Origin of the sequence: Sphingopyxis sp. SE2 (assembly GCF_032227185.1) — a bacterium.
GTDB lineage: Bacteria > Pseudomonadota > Alphaproteobacteria > Sphingomonadales > Sphingomonadaceae > Sphingopyxis.
Genome location: NZ_JAPMXW010000001.1, coordinates 2,227,081 through 2,245,986 on the forward strand (window position 1 = coordinate 2,227,081; position 18,906 = coordinate 2,245,986).

An 18,906-nucleotide genomic window follows, 5' to 3' on the forward strand; every position below is an offset into this window, starting at 1 on the left:
CGATCAGCCCGCGACGAAACTCCGCTCGAGGATCGCATCCTGGTCCGCGCCCGCCGGCAAGGTTCCGAACGCCGCGCCGCCCGCGCCGCCGAGACGCGTGGCGCAAAAGGCATCGGCCACGGCGGCAGGCGAATGCCGCACAAGCGCTGCGGCCTGCAGCGAAAGCGCCATGCGCTCGGCAAGGTAGCGGGCGCTCGCGTCGGCGAGGGGCTCGCCGCGGATGAGGCTGTCGAGCTCGGCCGCCGCGGCATCGAGATGGCGATTGCCGCCCTTGGCGGTCGCGAGCTCGTCGAAGAAGAGATTGGCGGCCTCGGGTTCCTTGCGGAGCGCACGCTGGACATCGAGGCTGATCACATTGCCCGCCCCTTCCCAGATGCCGTTGAGCGGGGCCTCGCGATAATAGCGGGGGATTACCGATTCCTCGATATAGCCGGCGCCGCCATGCACCTCCATCGCCTCATGGATGAAGGGCACGACCCGCTTGTTGAGCCAATATTTGGACAGCGCGACCGCGAGCCGGCCGAAGACGCGCTCGCCCTCGTCGCTGCGCGACGCGTCGAAGGCCCGCGCGATGCGGAAGACCATCGCGGTCGCCGCTTCGCTCTCGACCGTGAGATCGGCGAGGACGTTGCGCATCAGCGGCTGGTCGATGAGCCGGCGCTGGAAGGCCGAGCGATTGCGCGCGTGGTGCGTCGCATGGGCGAGGCCGAGCCGCATGATCCCGGCAGGCACCAGCGACACGTCGAAACGGGTGTGGAGCATGAACTCCATCACCACGGGAATGCCCCGCCCTTCCTCGCCCACGAGCCAGCCATGCGTGCCCTCGAACTCGAGTTCGGTCGAGGCGTTCGACTTGTTGCCGAGCTTGTCCTTCAGCCGCTCGAGCGAGATCGGGTTGCGGGTGCCGTCGGGAAGCCAGCGCGGCACGAGAAAACAGCCTGGCCCCTTCTCGGTCTGCGCGACGACGAAGATGATGTCGGCGCCGGCCGCGGAGCAGAACCATTTGTGCCCGGTGAGGATATATTCGCGGCCCGGCCCCGGCTGGCCCGCCGGCTTCGCCTCGGTCATGTTGCGGCGGATATCCGATCCGCCCTGCTTCTCGGTCGCGGTGAAGGCGATCGAGATGCCGCTCTTCTCGCCGTGCGGGATGGGGCGCGGATCATAGTCTTTGGAGACCATGAGCGGCTCCCATTGCTCGGCGAGATCGGGCTGCTGCCACATCATGGGCACGACGCCATAGGTGATCGCGGTCGGGCAGAGGACGCCGCATTCGAGCTGCGCGAAGAGCATCGAGGCCGCGCCGCGCGCGACATGGCCGCCGCTCTCCTTCGTGCGCCAGGGAAGCGCATGCACCTCATGTTCATAAGCGAGCCCCATCAGATCGTGCCACGCCGGGTGGAATTCGACGGTGTCGACGCGCTGACCGAAGCGGTCGAAGCGCTTGAGCTCGGGGGTATAGCGGTTCGCCGTCACCGCCTTGTGCACCCATTCGGGGTCGAAGACCTTGGCGCCGAGCGCCGCGAGATCCTCGGCCGCCCAGGCCCCGCCCTCGCGCGCCACCGCTTCGCAGAGTGCCGGGTCGCCGAGGAAGGCGTTCGCGCCTTCGAGCGGCGGCGGCTGGTTCTCGACGCTGTGGGTGCGTAGCTGGGTGCGCGGGCTGCGAAAGGTCATGCGAAAGCTCCGGTGAGATCGACACGCGTCGTAAAAGTGTAAGGGGCGAGAATACGTTCTATCCGCGCGCGGTCGGCCACATCCTCGGCGGTGACGACGAGCGTGAGCTTGCCGCCCTTCTCCTCGACGGCGACATCCCGTCCCGGGCATGCGGCGCGTCCCACCGCTTCCATCGCCATGATGCGCAGGTGCGGTTTCGAGACCTTGCCGACGGCGGTCATCGGCAGGGCCTCGAGCAGGATGATGTCGACCGGGACCGCGGCGCGCTCCTGGATCTTCGCACGCGCGTGCGCCGCCAGCTCGCCCTCGGCGACGCGCGCCCCCGGCTTGAGCTCGACATAGGCGATCGGAAGCTCGCCCTTCGAGGGACAGGGCCGCCCGATCGCCGCCGCGTGCAGCACCGCCGGATGCTGCGCGAGAATTTCGTCGATCGCCGCGGAATCGATATTGTGGCCGCCGCGAATGATGACGTCCTTCTCGCGCCCGTAGATCCACACATAATGATCCTCGTCGACCATTCCGATATCGCCCGTCGTCGCCCAGACGAGCCCATCGGGACCGCCCTCGACGAAGAAGCTCTTGTCGGCGGCGGGATCGACATAGCCCGGGATCAGCGTCGGACCCGCCGCGATCAGCACCCCGCGCTCGTCGGCCGCGGCTTCGCGAACGAAGCGATTGCCGTCGAGCACCGCCGAGATCACCCGGTGATAGGGCACCACGCGCCCGCACGAACCGAGCCGCGGCGGCACGCCCCCGTCATAGTGAAAGCTCAGGATGCCGTGAAATTCGGTGCCGCCCCAGACCTCCTTCAGCTGGATGCCGAAGCGCCGGTCGAAGGCGCGCGCCACCTCGAGCGGGAGCGGCCCGCCGCCCGTGGTATAGCGCACAAGCGACGCGGGCCCGTCGCCCTCGGCGTCGGCAAGGCCCGCTGCCGTCGTCGGCGCCGTGACAATCGCGGTGATCCCCTCGCGCCGCACAATGTCCCAGAAGCGCGGCATCACCGCCGGATTGCGGAAGCCGTCCGCGGTCAGGGTGACGATGGTCTGGCCATAGACGATCCCGCGCGTCCCCGAAGCGATCGCTCCGCCGACGTGGAAATTGGGCATGGCATGACCGAAGATGACATCTTCCTCGGGTCCCATCGCCATGCCGCAGAGCCAGCCCTGGAAGAGCTGGCCTTCATGGGTGTGGCGAACGAGCTTCGGGCTCCCGGTCGTGCCGCCGGTATGAAGATAGGCGCACACGCCGGCAGGGTCGGTTGCGGGCACGAAGCCGAGCGCGCTGTCCTCGCGGCCAAGCGCCGCCTCGAAGCATCGGGCATCGGACGCGTCGGCCCCCGCCAGCCAGACCTGTGCGATCGAGGGCACGCGTTCGAGCAACGCATCCAGCCGCTCCCACACCCCGCGTCCCCGTTCCGGCGGCACGGAGACGAGAATATCGGCCTTGGCCGCATTCAGGATGGCGGCGACATGCTCGACATCGAGGAACGGGTTGATCGGAACATAGCGCCCCGCGATCCCGCCGGCCCACATGGCGACGAACGCCTCGGGCAGGAAGGGCATGATCACGGCGACGACGGGCTCGGCGTCGCCTCGGCCGCGGCGAAAGAGATTGGCGGCCCGGAAGATCCGGTCGCGATATTCGGCAAAGCTGAGACGCGGCGACCCCATGGCATCGTCGTCGAGCTGCACGATCGCGGCCTTGTCGGGGAATCGGCTCGCAGCCTCCTCGATCGCGCCGGCGAGCGTCCAGCACGGAAGCAAATCGCGCCAGGGCCCGGCTTCAAGTGCCTCGACCGCCATCGCCGACGGCAAGGCCCGCCGCATCACCGCTCCTGCCGCACTCTCGCTGCTCACCCTGTCTCTCCCGATCGTCTGTCCAGGCCGGTCCGCTGTGCGGATCAGGCCGCCGAAATGCCTCCGTTGACGCTGATCGCCTGGCCCGTGATGCGCGCTGCATCGGGCGAACAGAGGAAAGCGATCGTTGCCGCGACATCGTCGGCATCGGCGACGCCGAGCGAGGCGAGCTTCGCCGCCTTGCCGAACAGGCGGGCGCTGAACTCGTCCTCCATCAGCCGGTCGTAGATCGGCGTGCCGCTGATCAGCGAGGGCGTCACGACGTTGACGCGGATACCGTCGCGCTTGACCTCCATCGCCATGGCCCGCGCGAACATGGTGATCGCGGCCATCGCAGCCCCGATAACGGTTTCGCCCGGCGTTGCCGACTTGGCCGCATCCGACGCAACGACGACAATCGACCCTGAACCACGCGCCCGCATTCCGGGCAGGACCGCCCGGCTCATGACCATCGGTGCCGCCGCCTGATCGACGAGGGTGCGCGCGATCTCGGCGGGCTCGATGTCGCCAAGGAGGCGCGGCAGCACGGCGGCCGCGGTGGAGACGACGAGGAGGTCGATGGCGCCGAAAGCGGCCTCAACCTCATCGACGAGACGGACCGCTTCCGCGGGATCGTTCGCGTCGCAGGCGAAGAAGCGCGCCTCGACCGTGGCGGACGAAAGACTTGCGGCAGCGGCTTCGCCGCGCTCGACCGATCGGGCGGCGATCGCGATCCTGGTAATGCCCTGCGCGACAAGGCGGTGCGCGGTCGCCAATCCCACGCCGGACGACCCTCCAACGATCAGCGCGGCCCCTGCACCGCCGCCAGATGGCGTCGATGCGTCGGCTGTGCGCGGCGCTACGCTTGCGTTCGAACCCATGGTCTCTCCGCTCCCGTTTTAGCAGATATTTTATGTAAACAGGGTTACTATATGCCGCTTACGTGAACGTCAAGCGCCGTGCCGGACCAGGTCTCCGACCGAGTATATCTTCGAATTTCCTGAGGACTTCGCCCTGCCGGTCGAAATGTCACAATCTCGCGCTCAGCGAGAACAGCGGCTCAACAGGTTTATCAACAAGGCGGAACGCTCGCGCCGCCAGCCGTGCTGGCCGGTGAGACCCTATTGGAGGAGACGCCTGCGCAGGCGGTTCGCGAGCGGCGGCGCTGCCCCGATTGCATCGAGATAGGCGGCCAGCGATCCGAATTCGCGCGCGATGGCGGCGAAGCTCGCGAGCAGATAGTCGGGCTCGACGGTCAGCATCGCCTCGAGGATATCCTCGTCGGGCTGGGCGATGCCATGCGCTTCGATCCGACGCAGGATTTCGGGGCGCAACGCCCGTGTCGCCTCGGGTGCGGCGGAGATCATATAGTCCTCGACGATGGCATCCATCGGGACATTGAGCAGCGCGAGGATCAGGCCGCAAACGATCCCTGTGCGGTCCTTCCCGGCCGAACAGTGGATCAGGACGGGCCCCTCGGCGTCGGCGGCAGCCGTCAGCGTCCGGCCTATCAGCGACATGTAGCGCGGGTCGGAGGGCAACCCGCTGTAAAAATCCAGATAGCGTGCCCGAACCTCGTCAACCGTCTTGAACCGGGTGCTCATGAAGGCGTGATGCGGGGCCGTGCCGCCCTTTATCGCGCCGCCGATCGCGAGGACCTTTCCGGCGTTCGCCGCCGGCCACGGCATCGGGGCCGCGACAGCCTCGTCCGGGAACCGGAGATCCGCGACGACCGAGAAGTTCAGGCCCGACAGTTCGTCGAAGGGCATGTCGCCGAGCGGTCCGGTCTGGCCGGAGCGATAGAGCAGCCGCCGCCGGACATGGCGCGACGCGACGGTCGCCATGCCGCCAAAATCGCGAAAATTCGAGACGCCGGTCATGATCTCGTCGGCACGCGGCCCGGCAGCTTCACAATATGAGGACGGGTTTGATCGCGGAACCGTCTTCCGACGCGTGCGCCGCTGCGTTGATCTCCGCGAAGGGAAATTTGCGGATCAGGCGATCGAACGGAAATTTGCCGTCCCGGTACCAGCCGATCATGCGCGGGATGAATTCCTGCGGATCGGCGTCGCCCTCGGTAATATATTTGATCGTCGTGCCGCGAACGAGCATCGACATCATATTGGCGGGCAGCATCGCCTCGGGCGGCGGAACCGCGACGAGACCAACCGTGCCATGCGCCACCGTCGTCTCGACCGCGACGGCGACGACCGCCGGTATTCCCGTCGTGTCGAGCGCGTGATTGACGCCGCCGCCCGACAGTTCCTTGACCGCGGCGAGGACGTCTTCAGTCGCCGCCGGGTCGATGACATGCGCTGCGCCGAGCTCCAGCGCGAGCGCCCTGCGCTCGGTATTGGGCTCGACGACAATCACCGGGCCTGCACCCACTGCCAGCGCACCCAACAAAGCCGACAAACCGACCGCGCCGCCCCCGAAGATCGCCAGCGACTGGCCCGGCCGGATGCCGAGCGAGATGACCGCCGAGCCGGCGCCGGTCATGATGCCGCACCCGAGCGGGCCCAGGATTTCGAGCGGCAGTGCCGGATCGACCTTCACCGTGTTGCGCCGGTGCGCGACGGCGTAGGCGCCGAATGACGACTGGCCGAAGAAATTGCCGTGAATCACATCGCCTGCCTGACTGAGCGGCGACGTGCCGTCCTCGAGACGCACCCCGGCGAAATTCTTGCCGAGGAACTGATGGCAATAGGCGGGAAGTCCCTCGTCGCAGGTCGGGCAGGCCGCGCAGCTATCGAAGCTCAGCACCACATGATCGCCCGGCGCCAGATCGGTGACCTCGGGGCCGACGCTTTCGACGACCCCGGCGCCCTCATGGCCCAGCACGATCGGCATCGGCACGGGAAAGCCATCGCGCGCGACGAGGTCGGTGTGGCACATGCCGACGCCGACGATGCGCACGCGTACCTCCGCGCCCCGCGGCTCGGCGACTTCGATGTCCTCGATCGAGAAGTCACCCCCGACGGCGCGAACGATCGCTGCGGTAGCTTTCATGGATATTCTCCGAAGTCAGTAGCGTTGGCGGATCGCGTCGCGGTGACGCGTGAGATAGGCGCGACTGAGGCCGAGCTGCTGCACGCCCGTGCCGACGAGGCCCTTGTGCGCGGCGCGCATGGAGGCCTGCAGATAGGTGTTCGACGGATAAGGCGCCCAGTAGCAGCCATTGACGGTCGAAAAGGTGAAATCGAACGTCTTTCCGCGCGCGTCGGTCACGCTGACCTCGCCGCCCATTGGCATCACGCGCCGATACTCGTTGCGGCCTTTGGCCTCGACAAGTCCCGACAGCTCACCGTCCTCGAGTATATATCCGCTGATGAGCGCCCCGAATTCGTTGGTCTTCGCGATGTCGTGCTGGACGAACATATGGCAGGTCAGCGCCTCGCCGAAGCTCACATGCCACCAGATGACGGCACCATTTTCGCGCTCGGGCCGCGGCCCCCAGCTACGGTCTCCAGTCTCGACGCAGTCAACCGCCATGCGCTGGCCGCGAACGCAAAGTTCGCCTGTAATGCGGTAGGTCATTTCATAATGGCCCGACCAGCTGCTGTCCCACGCGGGACCGTTTCGCTTCGCCGCGAGCGGATCCATGGCCGGGTCGTTGATGTCATAGGCGGTGTGCAGCGCATGATAGTCGAGCTTGAACCAGGTATCGTCGATCCCCTGATACTCGACCTGATAATGGTTGACCGGGTCGACGGCCCGCACGGTCAGACCGTTCGGTAAGCTGAAGTCGCTGAGCTTCGCGGGGCACGGCATATGCTGCTGATTGTCGACATAGGCCTGCTCTTCCCAAAGATCGGTAATCCGGTCGATGATCGTCACATCGGCCATGCACACGCCGAGCATCGGCCGCGTGACCACATAGACGATGACATTGATGTTCGCCTCGGGAACGCAAAACGGGAGCGCTATGGTCTCGACCCACTGCCAGTGCGAGCCCTGAGAGAAATGAAACTCTGCGTCCTCCGGGCGGATCATGCCGCCGCGTCCATCGTGTCGAAACCGTAAGGCAGGAACCAGCGGCGATCCTTCTCGACGCGATTGCCTTCGCGGCGCAGGATGATTTCGGAAAGCCGCGCCTTCGCTCCCTCCGCACCGTCCGCCGAAACGGCCTGTACCACGCGTTCGATCGCGCGGTTGAGACCCGTCAGCGACCCGCGGACATCGGCATTTACGGCTCCAATGGCCGCCTTCAGGGCGGCCACCGCAGCCGACGTATCACGCCCGCCATCGATCGCCGCAGCGAGCTCCGAAGCGAGCGCCTCGGTGTCCGCAAGTTCCTCCGCCTCGAACCCGAGGACGGAATCGAACTGGAGACGGAGGATCTGCAGATGGCCGATGGCGAGCTGGACCTGCTCCTGCGCCAGCGACGCGTCCGCCGGAAGATGCGGCAGGACCACCTCGGTCAGCGAACGGATGACGCTTGCGAGGCGCTCGTCGGTCGTCGGTGTCATTCTCCGGCTCCTTTGCTCAGCAAGCGGACGAGATCATTGGCGAACATCGGCGCCGCAGCGCCCAGGAAGGTGAGCAGCACATCCTGGTGATTATGCTGCGACCGCGCCGCAGCCAGGCCGTTGGCGGCGACGATGACGTTGCACTTCCAGCTCGACATCACGTCGTAATAGTGGAGCGTCTCGCGGTTGACCGTCCGGCCCGAACGCCGCTCATATTCGGTGATGAACTCCTCGCGCTCGAACAGGTCGCTGGCCCGAAAGACCCCCTCACCGTCGAAGCTACCGAAAATCTCCATCAGCACCCAGCCGAGATCCTCGTGATAATCCCCGATCCGGGCCAGCTCCCAATCGAGGAGCGCGGTGATTTCGCCGCTTGCCTCGTCGAAGAGATAATTGCCGGTCCGGTAGTCGCCGTGCAGCATCACGAGCTCGGCGGTGTCGGGCATATTGTCCGCGAGCCATTGGGTCGCGAGCGACATGATGGGCCTGGGTTCGCCCTCGTCGACTTCCCACAATTCGCGCCAGTAATTATAGGCCCAGCGCGCGGCCTGCTTGGCATCCGCCTCGGGGATCTCGAACCCGGGGAGCGGATTGGCGCGATAGTCGTAGCGGTGGATCTCGACGAGATGGTCGAGAAACTGGTCCTTGATCTTCTCGCGAAGATCGGGGCCGAGCCACGTGCCGAGGCCGGACACCTTGACCCCGGCATCGCTCGGCTTGGTGACGCCCGAGACGACGCGCAGGATCGCGGCCGACTGCGGGAAATGCTTCGCGTCATTGTCGATCCACACCGGTTCGGGAACGGGAACCCGTCCCCGCATCGCACCGATCAGAACGAACTCGCGCTCGCGGTCCGTCTCGGTGATCGCCGAGCGCGGGTCCATACGAAGCAGGAACTTCTCCTCCGCACCGCCCTCGGATAGCGTGAAGAAGAATTGCTCCTTCGAGGCCCCTCCGCCGACGCGGCGAACGCCCGAGACGGCCGCGCCGGGTCGCTCTTTCGCAAAAAAGCTCGAGAGGATCTCGACGATCTCTTCGGTCAGCGCCGCGCGGTAGGGCGGCAGGGTCCGGTTCGCGCTGCGGCGATCGATGATGTGCCGATGGACGGCTTCCATGTCGTTCCGCACGACGGGGCGCTCAATAAGGTCCGTTTGCACGAATATGCTCCAGATAATCGGTGGGCCAGCAGCATTCCATCCAGCCGACCCCTTCCTTGCCGTCGATGAAGGACCGGCCGCCGCTTTCGTTGAGGCTGCAATTGGGAACGGGTTTCAGCGTGTAGCATCCGAAGACCTCGGTCCTGACGCTCGTCGTCCGGCCCGCCTCGTCGACGATCTCAGCGGTATAGCCGGTCTGCCAATATTGGTCGTCGTAGGTCACGTCGACGGCAACAGTGGAAACGCGTGAGGCCTTGCCGTCCTTGAAGACATAGCCGCGGACATTTTCCTTGCCGAGCGCATTGAAGCGCCAGAAATGCACCGAAATCTCGTCGCCGACCTGCCCGACGAACCACTCATATTGCTGGAACGGCACCCAGTCGCGCGTGCCCCAGCTATGGTCGCGGTGTCCCGTCGCGTCGAACTCGATCACGCGGTCGCCGATCCGCAGCGTGCCCTTGACGCGGCCCGCCTGCTCGATCCGGTCGGTGGCGCAATAGGCCGGGCAGCCGCGCGGGTCGGATGCATAGGCGTAGGGCGGATGGGTTGCGGTAAACTCATAGTCGACGGTGGCTTCGGGCGTCTCCCAGCGAACATGCGCCGAGCCGAACTTCAGATCCTGCTGCATCTCGAAACCCTCGATGCGCCAATCGTCGAAGCCCATGTCCGCGGGCACCGGCCTGTCGGCGAGCCGCTGCTGGATCGGATCGCCGCCGACGCCCGGGCCGAAGACCGCGAGCGCCGCGCCGGCGACGCTGTCCTTCGACACCCAGGTATAGGTGAAGAAGGCGATCTGATGCTCGGGAAGCACAACGATATAGGGAATGGACTCGCGTCCCATGGCGACGTCGGGGAGCACATGGCGACCATCGTGAACGGCATCGACGTCCATATCCGGTTCGACCCAGACATTGCTCTCTAACATCATCTCTCTCCATTCCGTTTTTGATATCTAGTCGGTAATTGCGCCGCGGCCCTGACGGGAGGGTGTCAGGGCCGCGACACCCCCTTTTTCGTTAGAAGCGCAATGTGGCCTCGACGCCGTAAGTGCGGGGCTGTGCACGGACCCGGTATCCGGTGCCGAACAGATTCTCGAGGCTGATGCCGAACGGGTAGTAGAGCTTGTTCGTCAGATTCTTGCCCCAGACCGAGAGCGAATAATTGCCCATCGTATAGGTCGCGCGGGCATTGGCGACCCAATATTTGCCATTGCCGTCGCCGAACTTGCCCGATGCCACGGCAGGCAACGGTCCGCGGCTGTAATCCTTGAACGAGTCGAAGTAGAACTGGCCGGTGTAGTTGACGTCGCCGTGCAGCGTCAGCTTGTTGTCGCCGTCGTCGATGACGTCCCAATCGGCGGCAAAGGAGGCCGACTGCTTCGCGGCATAGGGGAAAGGATTACCCCCGACGCTGACCGGACCGCCCGACGACACGACGCAGCTGCCGAGCTGGGCCGGGAAGTTCGGAATGGTCGAGGGATCAGCCGGGCAATCGCCGCCCTTGTAGCTCGAGTCCAGCAGACCGAAGGAGGCGCTCAGCGTGAAGCCGTTGACCGGCTCGACGATCGCTTCGACCTCGAGCCCCTTCAGCGTCCCGTCGAGCGAAATAAGGTTCGCGGTGGCCGACGCGTCGACGACCTGTCCCTGCTGGCCCTTATATTTATAGTAGAAGGCCGAGACGTTGAACTGGGCGCGATTGTCCCAGAAGCGCGACTTGATCCCGCCTTCGAACGCGTCGACCTGCTCGGGCTTCACGAAATATACCTGGTTGGCACTGCCATAGGCCAGGCCGTTGAAGGTGCCCGAGCGGTAGCCGCGGCTGTAGCTCGCATAGACCATGACATCGTCGACGGGCTTCCAGTCGACGATCGCGCGTCCGGTCACACGTCCCGCCGAACCCTGGTTCTCGAGGCCGCCCGGAAGCGGAATGCCGAGACCCTGGAAAGACGGAATGACCACATTGCCGGCTTCGTCACGCACGTCCTGGAGGAAATAGGGAGCGAAGGCCCCGCCCTGCTGGAAGTCCGACACCGTGATGAGGCGCGCCGTGCCGGTGTCGTCATAATAGGTGGTGACACCGTCGAGGAACCGGTTCTTGTCCTTCGTATAGCGCAGGCCCGCAGTGAACTTGAGGGTCGGCGTCAGCTCGTAGCTCGCCTCGCCATAGGCCGCGTAGGAGGTGCGCTTCTGGACGAAATGCTGGGTCGCATAGATGCCGGTCGGGAGCGAGCCTGCCGAAAGCGCGGTCCCATTGAACGCGCCGCCCGGGTTGAAATAGCTCGCCGGAAGTCCGACCGCGGCGCGCACATCGCGCAGGAAGTTGAAGAAGTCGGGGGTGTTGTCCCCCGTCACCTTGTCCTTGCCGTAGAAGGCACCGACGATCGCCTTGAACGGCCCGCCATCGAAGTCGAGACGGACGTCCTGGTTGAACGCGCTGAACTTCGACCGGTAGCCGATCGCACAGAGGCGCAGCGGCGTGCCGTCGCAGTCGGTCGACGACTGGGCATAGAGACCGTCGTCATAGCCGCTCACCGAGATGAGCTTCAGATTATCGGTGAGATCGATGCGGGCATCGAAGACCACGCCGCGGGCCCGCGAGGTCGCGACGCCGACCGAGTCGAGTTCGACTTCATTGATCCCGAGGCCGCGGCCCGACTGGCTGTAACTCGTCGGCAGCAGACCCGCCGGGGCAAGCGCCGAGAACAGCCCGCCGAGCAGGAAGTTGGGATTGGTGTAGCTGATCACGTCGCTGTTGCGCGACGAGCCGGTCGGGATCGGGCTTTCAGTGCCGCCCTCGGCTTCGGCTGCATAGACCTTGAGCTTCAGGTCGACGGTGTCGACGGGCTTCCAGCGCATCGACAGGCGAAGGCCGTAGCTCTGCGTGCCGCCGGGGCTCCGGCCGGTGTTGAAGTTCAGGCCCGACGCGCCGCCGCCAGCCGCCGTGCTCGGGCCTTCGGGCAGCCGGTTCTTGATATAGGAATCGGCGTCCACATAGGTAGCGGCGAGGCGAATACCGAATTTGTCGGGCGACGGCGTGACTTCGATCGCGCCTTCGAGGTTGATGCGGTTGTAATTGCCGTAGCCGGCGGTGAAATAGCCCTCCTGCCCTTCGAGCTGCGGTGCCTTGGTAATGAAGTTCACCGCGCCGCCCGTGGTGTTGCGGCCATAGAGGGTGCCCTGCGGGCCGCGCACGACTTCGATCTGGTTGAGATCGTAGAGCTGCTGGCCATGGCTCGAGCGGAATGCCTGATAGACTTCGTCGACATAGACGCCGACCGGCGATGCCGCATTGGCGTTGAACTCGGTGCCGACACCGACGCCGCGCACCGAGAAGTTCGGCTGCTGCTGGCCGTACGGCGAGGACACCTGGAAGTTCGGCATCGTGTTGTTGAGATCGCTCGTCTCGAACACGCCCTTGTTCTGGAGCGATTCGGACGAGATGGCCGAGACCGCGACGGGCACATCCTGCAGATTCTCGGACCGCTTGGTCGCGGTCACGATGATGTCGCTGAGGCCGACCTGATCCTGGGTGGTGCCCGTTTCGTCCGCCGGCGCTTCCTGCGCAGAAGCGGGCGTCGACAGGCTGGCGATCGCAACGGCGAGCACGCTCGCGGACATAAGGCTCTTCACTATCGCTCTCCCTTTGGCACTCGGACGGGGAGATCCGGTGCGATCATGTCCGCAATTTATTGCGTGACCTTGATACGCAAAATAATCTGTGCCACAAACATGTCAACCACTTTACGAATTTTGAGAGAGATGCCGAATGTCGCTGTTATCCAAGCTTTTTGGGAAGGCGCCCGCTCGCACCGTCGAAATCGAGTCGTCGGGCGACCGGTTCGAGGTCGGTTCGGGGGCGACGATTCTCGAACGCGCGCTCGCCGAGGGAATCGCCTATCCCCACGACTGTACGGTGGGGACCTGCGGGTCGTGCCGCAGCCGCCTGATCTCCGGGAAAGTCGAGGCAATCACGCCCTTTGGCTATACGCTGAGCCGCGAGGAGCTCGATGCGGGCTATATATTGGCGTGCCAGGCACTGCCCAGGTCCGACCTCGTGCTCGACGTCGAAATCGGGGGGAGCGCCTCGGAGGAAATCATCCGTCAGCCGGCCGCCTTCACCGGTGCCAGCGAGCTCACGCACGACATCAAGCGGGTCGCTCTCAAAGTTGATAAACCGATACACTATAAGGCCGGGCAATATGCCAATATTCACTGGGGCGACGGCGCGATCCACCGGTCGTACAGCTTTGCCGACGCCCCGGCTCCGGGCGGCACCCTCGAGCCCGGCTTCTTCGTCCGCCACGTTCCGGGCGGCCAGTTCACCGATCGTCTGTTCGGCGGCACCCTCGCGAGCGAAACGCTCGAGATCGATGGACCGCACGGCAATTTCTGGCTGCGCGAGGGCAAGGGCCCGATCCTCTGCATCGCGGGCGGCTCGGGGCTCGCGCCACTGCTGAGCCTCCTTCAGGATGCGGCAAACCGCCGCGTCCGCCGGGACTGCATTCTCCTGTTCGGCGGCCGCGGCGCGCGCGATCTCTACGCCGCCGAAGCGATCGCTGCGATCCGCAGCGGCTGGACTGCGAGTTTCGACTATTGGCCGATCCTCTCCGAAGAGCAGAACCCCCAATATCGGCACGGCTTCGTCACCGCCTATGTGGCGCAGGCGCTCGAGCGTCTCGGACCGGGCGCGCAGGGCTATATGTGCGGACCACCGCCGATGATCGACGCGGGGATCCACGCGTTCAGCGAAGCAGGCATCGGCCTGCCCGATATTCACTACGACAAATTTACAGACGCCAGCACCGGCGCATGACTCACGGGAGAATGGGATGAGCCTCGATCGCAGCAGTTTTTTCATCGGCAACCAGTGGGTCAAGCCCGCGTCGGACCGGACCTTTCGCATCCAGAACGCCTCGACCGGAGAACAGGTCGCGACCGTACCCGAAGGCAGCGAAGCCGACATCGATGCCGCAGTCGCGGCGGCCAGGCACGCCTTCGACCATTCGCCCTGGCCAAGGATGAAGCCCGCCGACCGCGCCGAGATCATGCTGCGCTTCATGGCGGAACTCGTCGCGCGCGGCAGTGCGATCGCCGAGGCTGTGAGCCTGCAGAACGGCATGCCGGTGACTCTCGCCAACATGCTCGAGGCGCAATTCCCGGCGGGCGTTCTCCAATATTATGCCAGCCTCGCCGACGGCATCATGCTCAGTGAAAGCCGCCCTTCGCAAATGGGCCAGGAAACGCTTGTCGAGCGCGCGCCGGTCGGCGTCGTTGCGGCAGTGGTGCCGTGGAACTTCCCCGTAACGCTCGCTTTCAGCAAGATCGCGCCCGCGATGCTCACCGGCTGCACGCTGGTGATCAAGCCCTCGCCCGGTACGGTTCTCGATAGCTATCTCGTCGCCGAGGCCGCGCTGGCCGCCGGCGTGCCCGCCGGCGTCATCAACATCGTCGCGGCCGACCGCGAGGTCGGCGCCTATCTCGTCTCGCATCCCGGGGTCGACAAGGTCGCCTTCACCGGCTCGACCGGCGCGGGGCGCGCGATCGCGGCGCAATGCGGCCAGCTCCTCCGCCCGGTCACCCTCGAACTCGGCGGCAAGTCCGCCGCACTGCTTCTCGAGGATGTCGATCTCGCAGCCTTCCTGCCGGCCATTCCGATGGTCAGCATGCTGAACAACGGACAGGCCTGCTACAATGGCACACGCCTTCTCGTCCCCGACCGGCGCTATGACGAGATCGTCGAAGCGGTGGCGGGGACCGTGTCGAGCTTCACGGTCGGCGACGCGCTCGATCCGGCGACGCATGTGGGACCGATGGCGTCCGCGGCGCACCGCGACCGGGTCGAATCCTATATCGCCAAGGGCCGCGACGAAGCCCGGCTCGTTGCCGGCGGCGGCCGACCCAAGGGCCACAACAGCGGGTGGTTCGTCGAACCCACCGTGTTTGCCGATGTCGACGAAAATGCGGTGATCGCGCAGGAAGAGATCTTCGGTCCCGTCCTTTCGATCATCCGCTACACCGACGAGGCCGATGCCGTGCGGATCGCAAACGCCTCGCAATTCGGGCTCGGTGGCTCGGTGTGGAGCCAGGACCAGGCACGCGGCATCTCCGTTGCCCGGAAGGTCGAGAGCGGAACGATCGGGGTCAACGGCTATATGCCGTCGCTCGGCTCGCCGTTCGGCGGGATCAAGGCGAGCGGCATGGGCAGCGAGTTCGGCCCCGAAACGCTCGCCGGCTACCAGCGCACCAAATCAATCTATGTGATGGGATGAGCCCCGGGGCGCCGCCGCGCGGCGCCCCGTCCGCTCGCCGCGCTCAGCCGGCCGTGCCGGCTTTCGCGAGATGGCGTTCGCGCGCGACCAGATAGAGCGGGAAGGCGAAGCAGGTCCCGATGAAGGACAGGCCGAAATAGAGCCAGCCCTTGCGCGCACCAAGCCCGATCCGCACCGCATCGGGCACGACCCAGATCATGAAGACCGCCCAGGCCGCCAATATGTCGATGGTGAGAAAGGCGGCGGCGCTGCCGCTGCGATAGGCATCGAGAAAGAAGGTCGGCAGGAGCAGCAGATTGCCGCCCTCCCTCACCCACGCGATCCCGTGAAACCAGGCCGCGGCCGCCGAGGCGACCGCGATCAGGATATAGAGCAGGTGGCGCGCGGCCATCAGCTGGCGGCCCAGGCGCCTGCAGGCTTTTCGTCGAACCAGTCGGGCCAGCCCGCGGCGCGGTTTTGCGCCCTCGCAAGCTCGCGTTCCTCAGGCGTCGCCAGTTCATTGTCCCACCTCTTCAGCGCCGGCTTGATCACCATATTATGCCAGACGGGCGGGATGAGCGCCGAGAAGAAGCAGACGAAGACGCTCGGCATCGGGATCCATTGGCGGTCGGGACGCAGTTCGTGGAAGGCCGCGAAACTGTCGGTGTGGTGGTCGGCATGGTTGGTGATTTCGAAGCCCATCACGCGCGACAAGGGCTTCAGATGGTTCCAGACATGACGGCGGGCGATTGCGCCGCCTTCGATGCGGATGAGCCCGTAATGCTGGAAATAGTTGAAACTTTCGACCCAGAAGCGTGCGCCGACCATACCCGCGAGCACCACCGCAACAGCCGTCCAGCCGCCGATCAGGAAAACGAGGCTCTGCATGACGAGCTGCGCGAGAAGCGCCTTCCAGATGCGGTGGCGGATCGACCAGCGTCCATAGCCCTGCTTTTCGAGGCTGTCGCTTTCCATCCGCCACGCATCGCGCGTGCTCTGAATGACGGCATTCCCTGTGAACGCGTAAAGCGAGACCCCGCGCCGAGCGGTATCGCCGTCATGTTCGGTCGCGACGTCGAGGTGGTGACCGGTCACATGCGCGATCTCGCGGGTGCAGTCGAGATAGCAGACCTGCGAATAGGTTCCGATGAACCGGCGCAGCTTGCCGCGCTGATGATAGAGTTCGTGCGAGGCCGGTACCAGCGGGACAACGCTCATCCAGGCAAGCGAGAGGATCGCACCGGCATATTGCCAGGGCGTGATCGCTTCGGCCGAGCGGACCCAGAAGGCCGCCATGAAATAGAGACCGACGGCGAGGATCGTCGCGAGCCACACCGGAAGGTCCGCCATCAGGCCACGCTTCATTTCGCGCGGGCGCATATCATTGGCGAGAACCGAGTCGATCAGGCCGAGAAGCGGGAGCGAGGCGATGCCGATGAAAACCCAGTTTCCGCCGAGCGCGAACCCCGCATAAGCGGCGAGCTGCACGAGCACGGGTACATAATAACGCGTATAGTCCATCGTCGGAACTCCTCTCTCCGACTCAATGCGTAACATATATACGCATTACGATAAAGCACTTTATCATTTGACGACTTATGAGCGATTTTTTGCGTTGCCCTCGGCGCAAGGGAAGGCTTATTCGGGGCGCGTGAAGATGCGCGATCTCGAAAAAAGGACTGGGGTCCACCGGGAGACGATCCGGGTTTACTTTCGGCACGGGCTCCTCCCGGAGCCGGAGCGCCCGGCACCCAATGTCGCCGACTATGGCGAGGCGCATGTCCAGGCCGTGCTCGCGGTTCGCAAGCTTCAGCGCGACGACGGCCTCACCCTGCCCCAGATCAAGGAAGCGCTACGCGGGCAGAACAGCGAAGGCCGGGTCGATGCCGCGGCCTTCCGCAACCTCGAGGCGCTGGTCGCCGCGCGCGTCGGCATGGACGGCGAGGTCCTGCTTGAAACGCTGACCGCGGCCTGGCCCTATGCCGAGCATGACGCGAAGGTCTTTCAGGGTCTCGGGATCGTCGAGATCCTCGACACGCCCAAAGGCCCTGCCCTCAGCATCATGGACAGCCGCATCGTCACGATCTGGCAGTTGATGCGCGCCGAGGGCTATACCGAGGAAAACGGGTTTCCTCCGACCGTCGTCGATTTCTACGCCAAGCCCGCCGACATGGTCGCCCGCGAGGAATCGCAGCGGTTCATCGATGCGACCGAGGGACGAATGGACGACGCCGAGGCCGCGCGGATCTTCCATGCCGGCATCCGCCACATGGTCGACTTCTTCGCGCTTCTCCGCCTCAAGAGCCTGATGCGCTACATCCATTTCGACGACGTCACCGGTCATGTCGACGCAGCGCGGCGCGAGGCGAACGGACCGCCCAAATAGGCCGGATAGCCAAGCTGGCTGACCACCGCATAGTCGGCCATCCGCAGATCCTCGTCGGCGCGTCCGTCCGCAAAGGGTGCAATGGCTTCGGCGGCGCTCTCGCGCGCAGCCACGTCACCTAAGCGGCCTTTCAAGGGCTGCAAGGCCGCTACGACATCGGCAATGAAGGCCGGAAGCGTCTCCTTGCGGGCGTGCCGATCATAGTCGGTCTTCCCGAGGAAGAGCGTCTGGATCATGTTCCGCGGTTCGGGGCGCTGGATGAGATGCGCGAAGATCGCCATTTCGCTGCGGATCGCGCCATCGAAGCATTGCGGGAGACCGAACTCGATACAGTCGAGGATCGCGATCGGCGCCGGATAATAGCCCTCGGTCTCCGCCATCACGCGGGCGCGCACCGGATCGATCTGAGCCGACACCGAAGCCGGAGCGGAGTCGAGCCAATCCTCCTGGTCCCAGGGTTGGGCCGCCTCGGGCCGCGAGAGAAGCCAGGCCTCGGCGGCTGCAACTTCCTCCCCTTCGGGGACGAGCGCATGGACAAGGCCTGCATCAAGCGCCGCCTGTCCAGCGAGGCGGGCGCCCTCGAGCAGGATCGGCAGGGCGGCCTGGACGCCGACGAGGCGCGGGAGCCGCTGCGTCCCCCCCGCGCCGGGAAGCAGACCGACGAGCGATTCCGGGAGGCCAAGCGCAGCACGCGGGCTGTCGGCGAGAACACGGTAATGCGTCGCGAGCGAAAGCTCGCAGCCGCCGCCAAGCGCGAGTCCGGCAATCGCCGAGGCCACCGGCTTGCCGGCGGTTTCAAGCGCGCGGAGGGCAGCGCTCAGCGGGAAGAAATGGTCGAAGGCGATGGTGAAGCGTTCGCGCGCCGGCGCCGCGACGATCATGTCATATGCAACGCCGAGTTCGGTGAGATCGGCCCCTGCGCAAAAGGCATTGTCCTTGCCCGACCGGACAAGTACGCCGAGGACATCGCTCGTACCGAGCCAGGCCGCAAAGGCCTTGAGCTCATGGATCGCGGCGTTCGAGAAGACGTTCATCGTCCGTCCCGGCGCGTCGAAGACAAGATGGACGAGGCCATTGTCCTGAAATTCGAGCCGGAACTGTTCCATGGCGGGTGGCGGATTGGTCATCATATGTCCTTCGG

At 65.3% G+C, this 18,906-nt stretch carries 16 protein-coding genes; 3 read left to right on the forward strand and 13 right to left on the reverse strand.

Annotation, left to right across the window (positions count from 1 at the left end; genetic code table 11):
• Nucleotides 1-3 precede the first annotated feature (3 nt).
• The 10 genes from OVY29_RS10600 to OVY29_RS10645 form a co-directional block, all read right to left on the reverse strand.
• Nucleotides 4-1,671, reverse strand: a complete 1,668-nt coding sequence (locus tag OVY29_RS10600; protein WP_313911310.1) for an acyl-CoA dehydrogenase family protein — start codon at nucleotides 1,669-1,671, stop codon at nucleotides 4-6.
• A complete protein-coding gene (locus tag OVY29_RS10605; RefSeq protein ID WP_313911311.1) occupies nucleotides 1,668-3,527 on the reverse strand; it encodes an AMP-binding protein in 1,860 nt (619 codons plus the stop codon). The genes OVY29_RS10600 and OVY29_RS10605 overlap by 4 nt, the downstream gene beginning before the upstream one ends.
• Before the next feature lie 44 nt (nucleotides 3,528-3,571).
• Nucleotides 3,572-4,387 carry an SDR family NAD(P)-dependent oxidoreductase gene (locus OVY29_RS10610; protein ID WP_167921592.1) on the reverse strand — a complete coding sequence of 272 codons (816 nt, stop codon included), beginning with the start codon at nucleotides 4,385-4,387 and terminating at the stop codon, nucleotides 3,572-3,574.
• 240 nt (nucleotides 4,388-4,627) lie between these two features.
• The gene (locus tag OVY29_RS10615; protein ID WP_167921593.1) at nucleotides 4,628-5,386 is read right to left on the reverse strand and encodes a tyrosine-protein phosphatase; all 759 of its coding nucleotides are present in this window, start codon (nucleotides 5,384-5,386) and stop codon (nucleotides 4,628-4,630) included.
• Between the two features lie 28 nt (nucleotides 5,387-5,414).
• The gene (locus OVY29_RS10620) at nucleotides 5,415-6,515 is read right to left on the reverse strand and encodes an NAD(P)-dependent alcohol dehydrogenase (protein WP_167921594.1); all 1,101 of its coding nucleotides are present in this window, start codon (nucleotides 6,513-6,515) and stop codon (nucleotides 5,415-5,417) included.
• Nucleotides 6,516-6,530: 15 nt separating this feature from the next.
• Complete coding sequence (locus tag OVY29_RS10625) at nucleotides 6,531-7,499, reverse strand: hypothetical protein (protein WP_167921595.1); 969 nt, start codon at nucleotides 7,497-7,499, stop codon at nucleotides 6,531-6,533.
• Nucleotides 7,496-7,975, reverse strand: coding sequence for a hypothetical protein (locus OVY29_RS10630; protein WP_167921596.1), 480 nt, complete (start codon nucleotides 7,973-7,975; stop codon nucleotides 7,496-7,498). Before OVY29_RS10630 ends, OVY29_RS10625 begins: the two co-directional genes overlap by 4 nt.
• Nucleotides 7,972-9,132 (reverse strand): phosphotransferase family protein, encoded by a 1,161-nt coding sequence (locus OVY29_RS10635; RefSeq protein ID WP_167921597.1) that lies wholly within the window; start codon nucleotides 9,130-9,132, stop codon nucleotides 7,972-7,974. The genes OVY29_RS10630 and OVY29_RS10635 overlap by 4 nt, the downstream gene beginning before the upstream one ends.
• Entirely contained in the window at nucleotides 9,113-10,060 is a 948-nt protein-coding gene (locus OVY29_RS10640) for a hypothetical protein (RefSeq protein ID WP_313911312.1), read from the reverse strand. The genes OVY29_RS10635 and OVY29_RS10640 overlap by 20 nt, the downstream gene beginning before the upstream one ends.
• A gap of 88 nt (nucleotides 10,061-10,148) precedes the next feature.
• Complete coding sequence (locus tag OVY29_RS10645; RefSeq protein WP_167921599.1) at nucleotides 10,149-12,761, reverse strand: TonB-dependent receptor domain-containing protein; 2,613 nt, start codon at nucleotides 12,759-12,761, stop codon at nucleotides 10,149-10,151.
• A 136-nt stretch (nucleotides 12,762-12,897) separates the two neighbouring features.
• Between OVY29_RS10645 and OVY29_RS10650 the strand changes: the two genes are divergently transcribed.
• Together OVY29_RS10650 and OVY29_RS10655 are read left to right on the forward strand one after the other, a co-directional pair.
• Nucleotides 12,898-13,944 (forward strand): 2Fe-2S iron-sulfur cluster binding domain-containing protein, encoded by a 1,047-nt coding sequence (locus OVY29_RS10650; RefSeq protein WP_313911313.1) that lies wholly within the window; start codon nucleotides 12,898-12,900, stop codon nucleotides 13,942-13,944.
• Between the two features lie 16 nt (nucleotides 13,945-13,960).
• The gene (locus OVY29_RS10655) at nucleotides 13,961-15,400 is read left to right on the forward strand and encodes an aldehyde dehydrogenase (RefSeq protein ID WP_313911314.1); all 1,440 of its coding nucleotides are present in this window, start codon (nucleotides 13,961-13,963) and stop codon (nucleotides 15,398-15,400) included.
• Between the two features lie 43 nt (nucleotides 15,401-15,443).
• Here the strand turns inward: OVY29_RS10655 and OVY29_RS10660 are convergent, their stop codons facing one another.
• Together OVY29_RS10660 and OVY29_RS10665 are read right to left on the reverse strand one after the other, a co-directional pair.
• A complete protein-coding gene (locus OVY29_RS10660; RefSeq protein ID WP_167921602.1) occupies nucleotides 15,444-15,791 on the reverse strand; it encodes a DUF2834 domain-containing protein in 348 nt (115 codons plus the stop codon).
• Nucleotides 15,791-16,900: an alkane 1-monooxygenase gene (locus OVY29_RS10665; RefSeq protein WP_313911315.1), complete on the reverse strand. Its 1,110-nt coding sequence runs from the start codon at nucleotides 16,898-16,900 to the stop codon at nucleotides 15,791-15,793. Before OVY29_RS10665 ends, OVY29_RS10660 begins: the two co-directional genes overlap by 1 nt.
• 136 nt (nucleotides 16,901-17,036) lie before the next feature.
• Here OVY29_RS10665 and OVY29_RS10670 point away from each other — a divergent pair, with 136 nt between their 5' ends.
• Entirely contained in the window at nucleotides 17,037-17,765 is a 729-nt protein-coding gene (locus OVY29_RS10670; RefSeq protein WP_313911316.1) for a MerR family transcriptional regulator, read from the forward strand.
• On the opposite strand, the gene OVY29_RS10675 is transcribed toward OVY29_RS10670, so the two are convergent.
• A complete protein-coding gene (locus tag OVY29_RS10675) occupies nucleotides 17,720-18,892 on the reverse strand; it encodes an enoyl-CoA hydratase-related protein (RefSeq protein WP_313911317.1) in 1,173 nt (390 codons plus the stop codon). The genes OVY29_RS10670 and OVY29_RS10675 overlap by 46 nt on opposite strands.
• Nucleotides 18,893-18,906: the final 14 nt, after the last annotated feature.

Bases quoted from the DNA above. Each gene is read 5' to 3' on its own strand.
- OVY29_RS10610 (WP_167921592.1), bottom strand. From the start codon at position 4,387: ATGGGTTCGAACGCAAGCGTAGCGCCGCGCACAGCCGACGCATCGACG.
- OVY29_RS10630 (WP_167921596.1), bottom strand. From the start codon at position 7,975: ATGACACCGACGACCGACGAGCGCCTCGCAAGCGTCATCCGTTCGCTG.
- OVY29_RS10660 (WP_167921602.1), bottom strand. From the start codon at position 15,791: ATGGCCGCGCGCCACCTGCTCTATATCCTGATCGCGGTCGCCTCGGCG.
- OVY29_RS10650 (WP_313911313.1), top strand. From the start codon at position 12,898: ATGTCGCTGTTATCCAAGCTTTTTGGGAAGGCGCCCGCTCGCACCGTC.
- OVY29_RS10620 (WP_167921594.1), bottom strand. From the start codon at position 6,515: ATGAAAGCTACCGCAGCGATCGTTCGCGCCGTCGGGGGTGACTTCTCG.
- OVY29_RS10600 (WP_313911310.1), bottom strand. From the start codon at position 1,671: ATGACCTTTCGCAGCCCGCGCACCCAGCTACGCACCCACAGCGTCGAG.
- OVY29_RS10665 (WP_313911315.1), bottom strand. From the start codon at position 16,900: ATGGACTATACGCGTTATTATGTACCCGTGCTCGTGCAGCTCGCCGCT.
- OVY29_RS10625 (WP_167921595.1), bottom strand. From the start codon at position 7,499: ATGATCCGCCCGGAGGACGCAGAGTTTCATTTCTCTCAGGGCTCGCAC.
- OVY29_RS10615 (WP_167921593.1), bottom strand. From the start codon at position 5,386: ATGACCGGCGTCTCGAATTTTCGCGATTTTGGCGGCATGGCGACCGTC.
- OVY29_RS10655 (WP_313911314.1), top strand. From the start codon at position 13,961: ATGAGCCTCGATCGCAGCAGTTTTTTCATCGGCAACCAGTGGGTCAAG.
- OVY29_RS10670 (WP_313911316.1), top strand. From the start codon at position 17,037: ATGCGCGATCTCGAAAAAAGGACTGGGGTCCACCGGGAGACGATCCGG.
- OVY29_RS10675 (WP_313911317.1), bottom strand. From the start codon at position 18,892: ATGACCAATCCGCCACCCGCCATGGAACAGTTCCGGCTCGAATTTCAG.
- OVY29_RS10640 (WP_313911312.1), bottom strand. From the start codon at position 10,060: ATGATGTTAGAGAGCAATGTCTGGGTCGAACCGGATATGGACGTCGAT.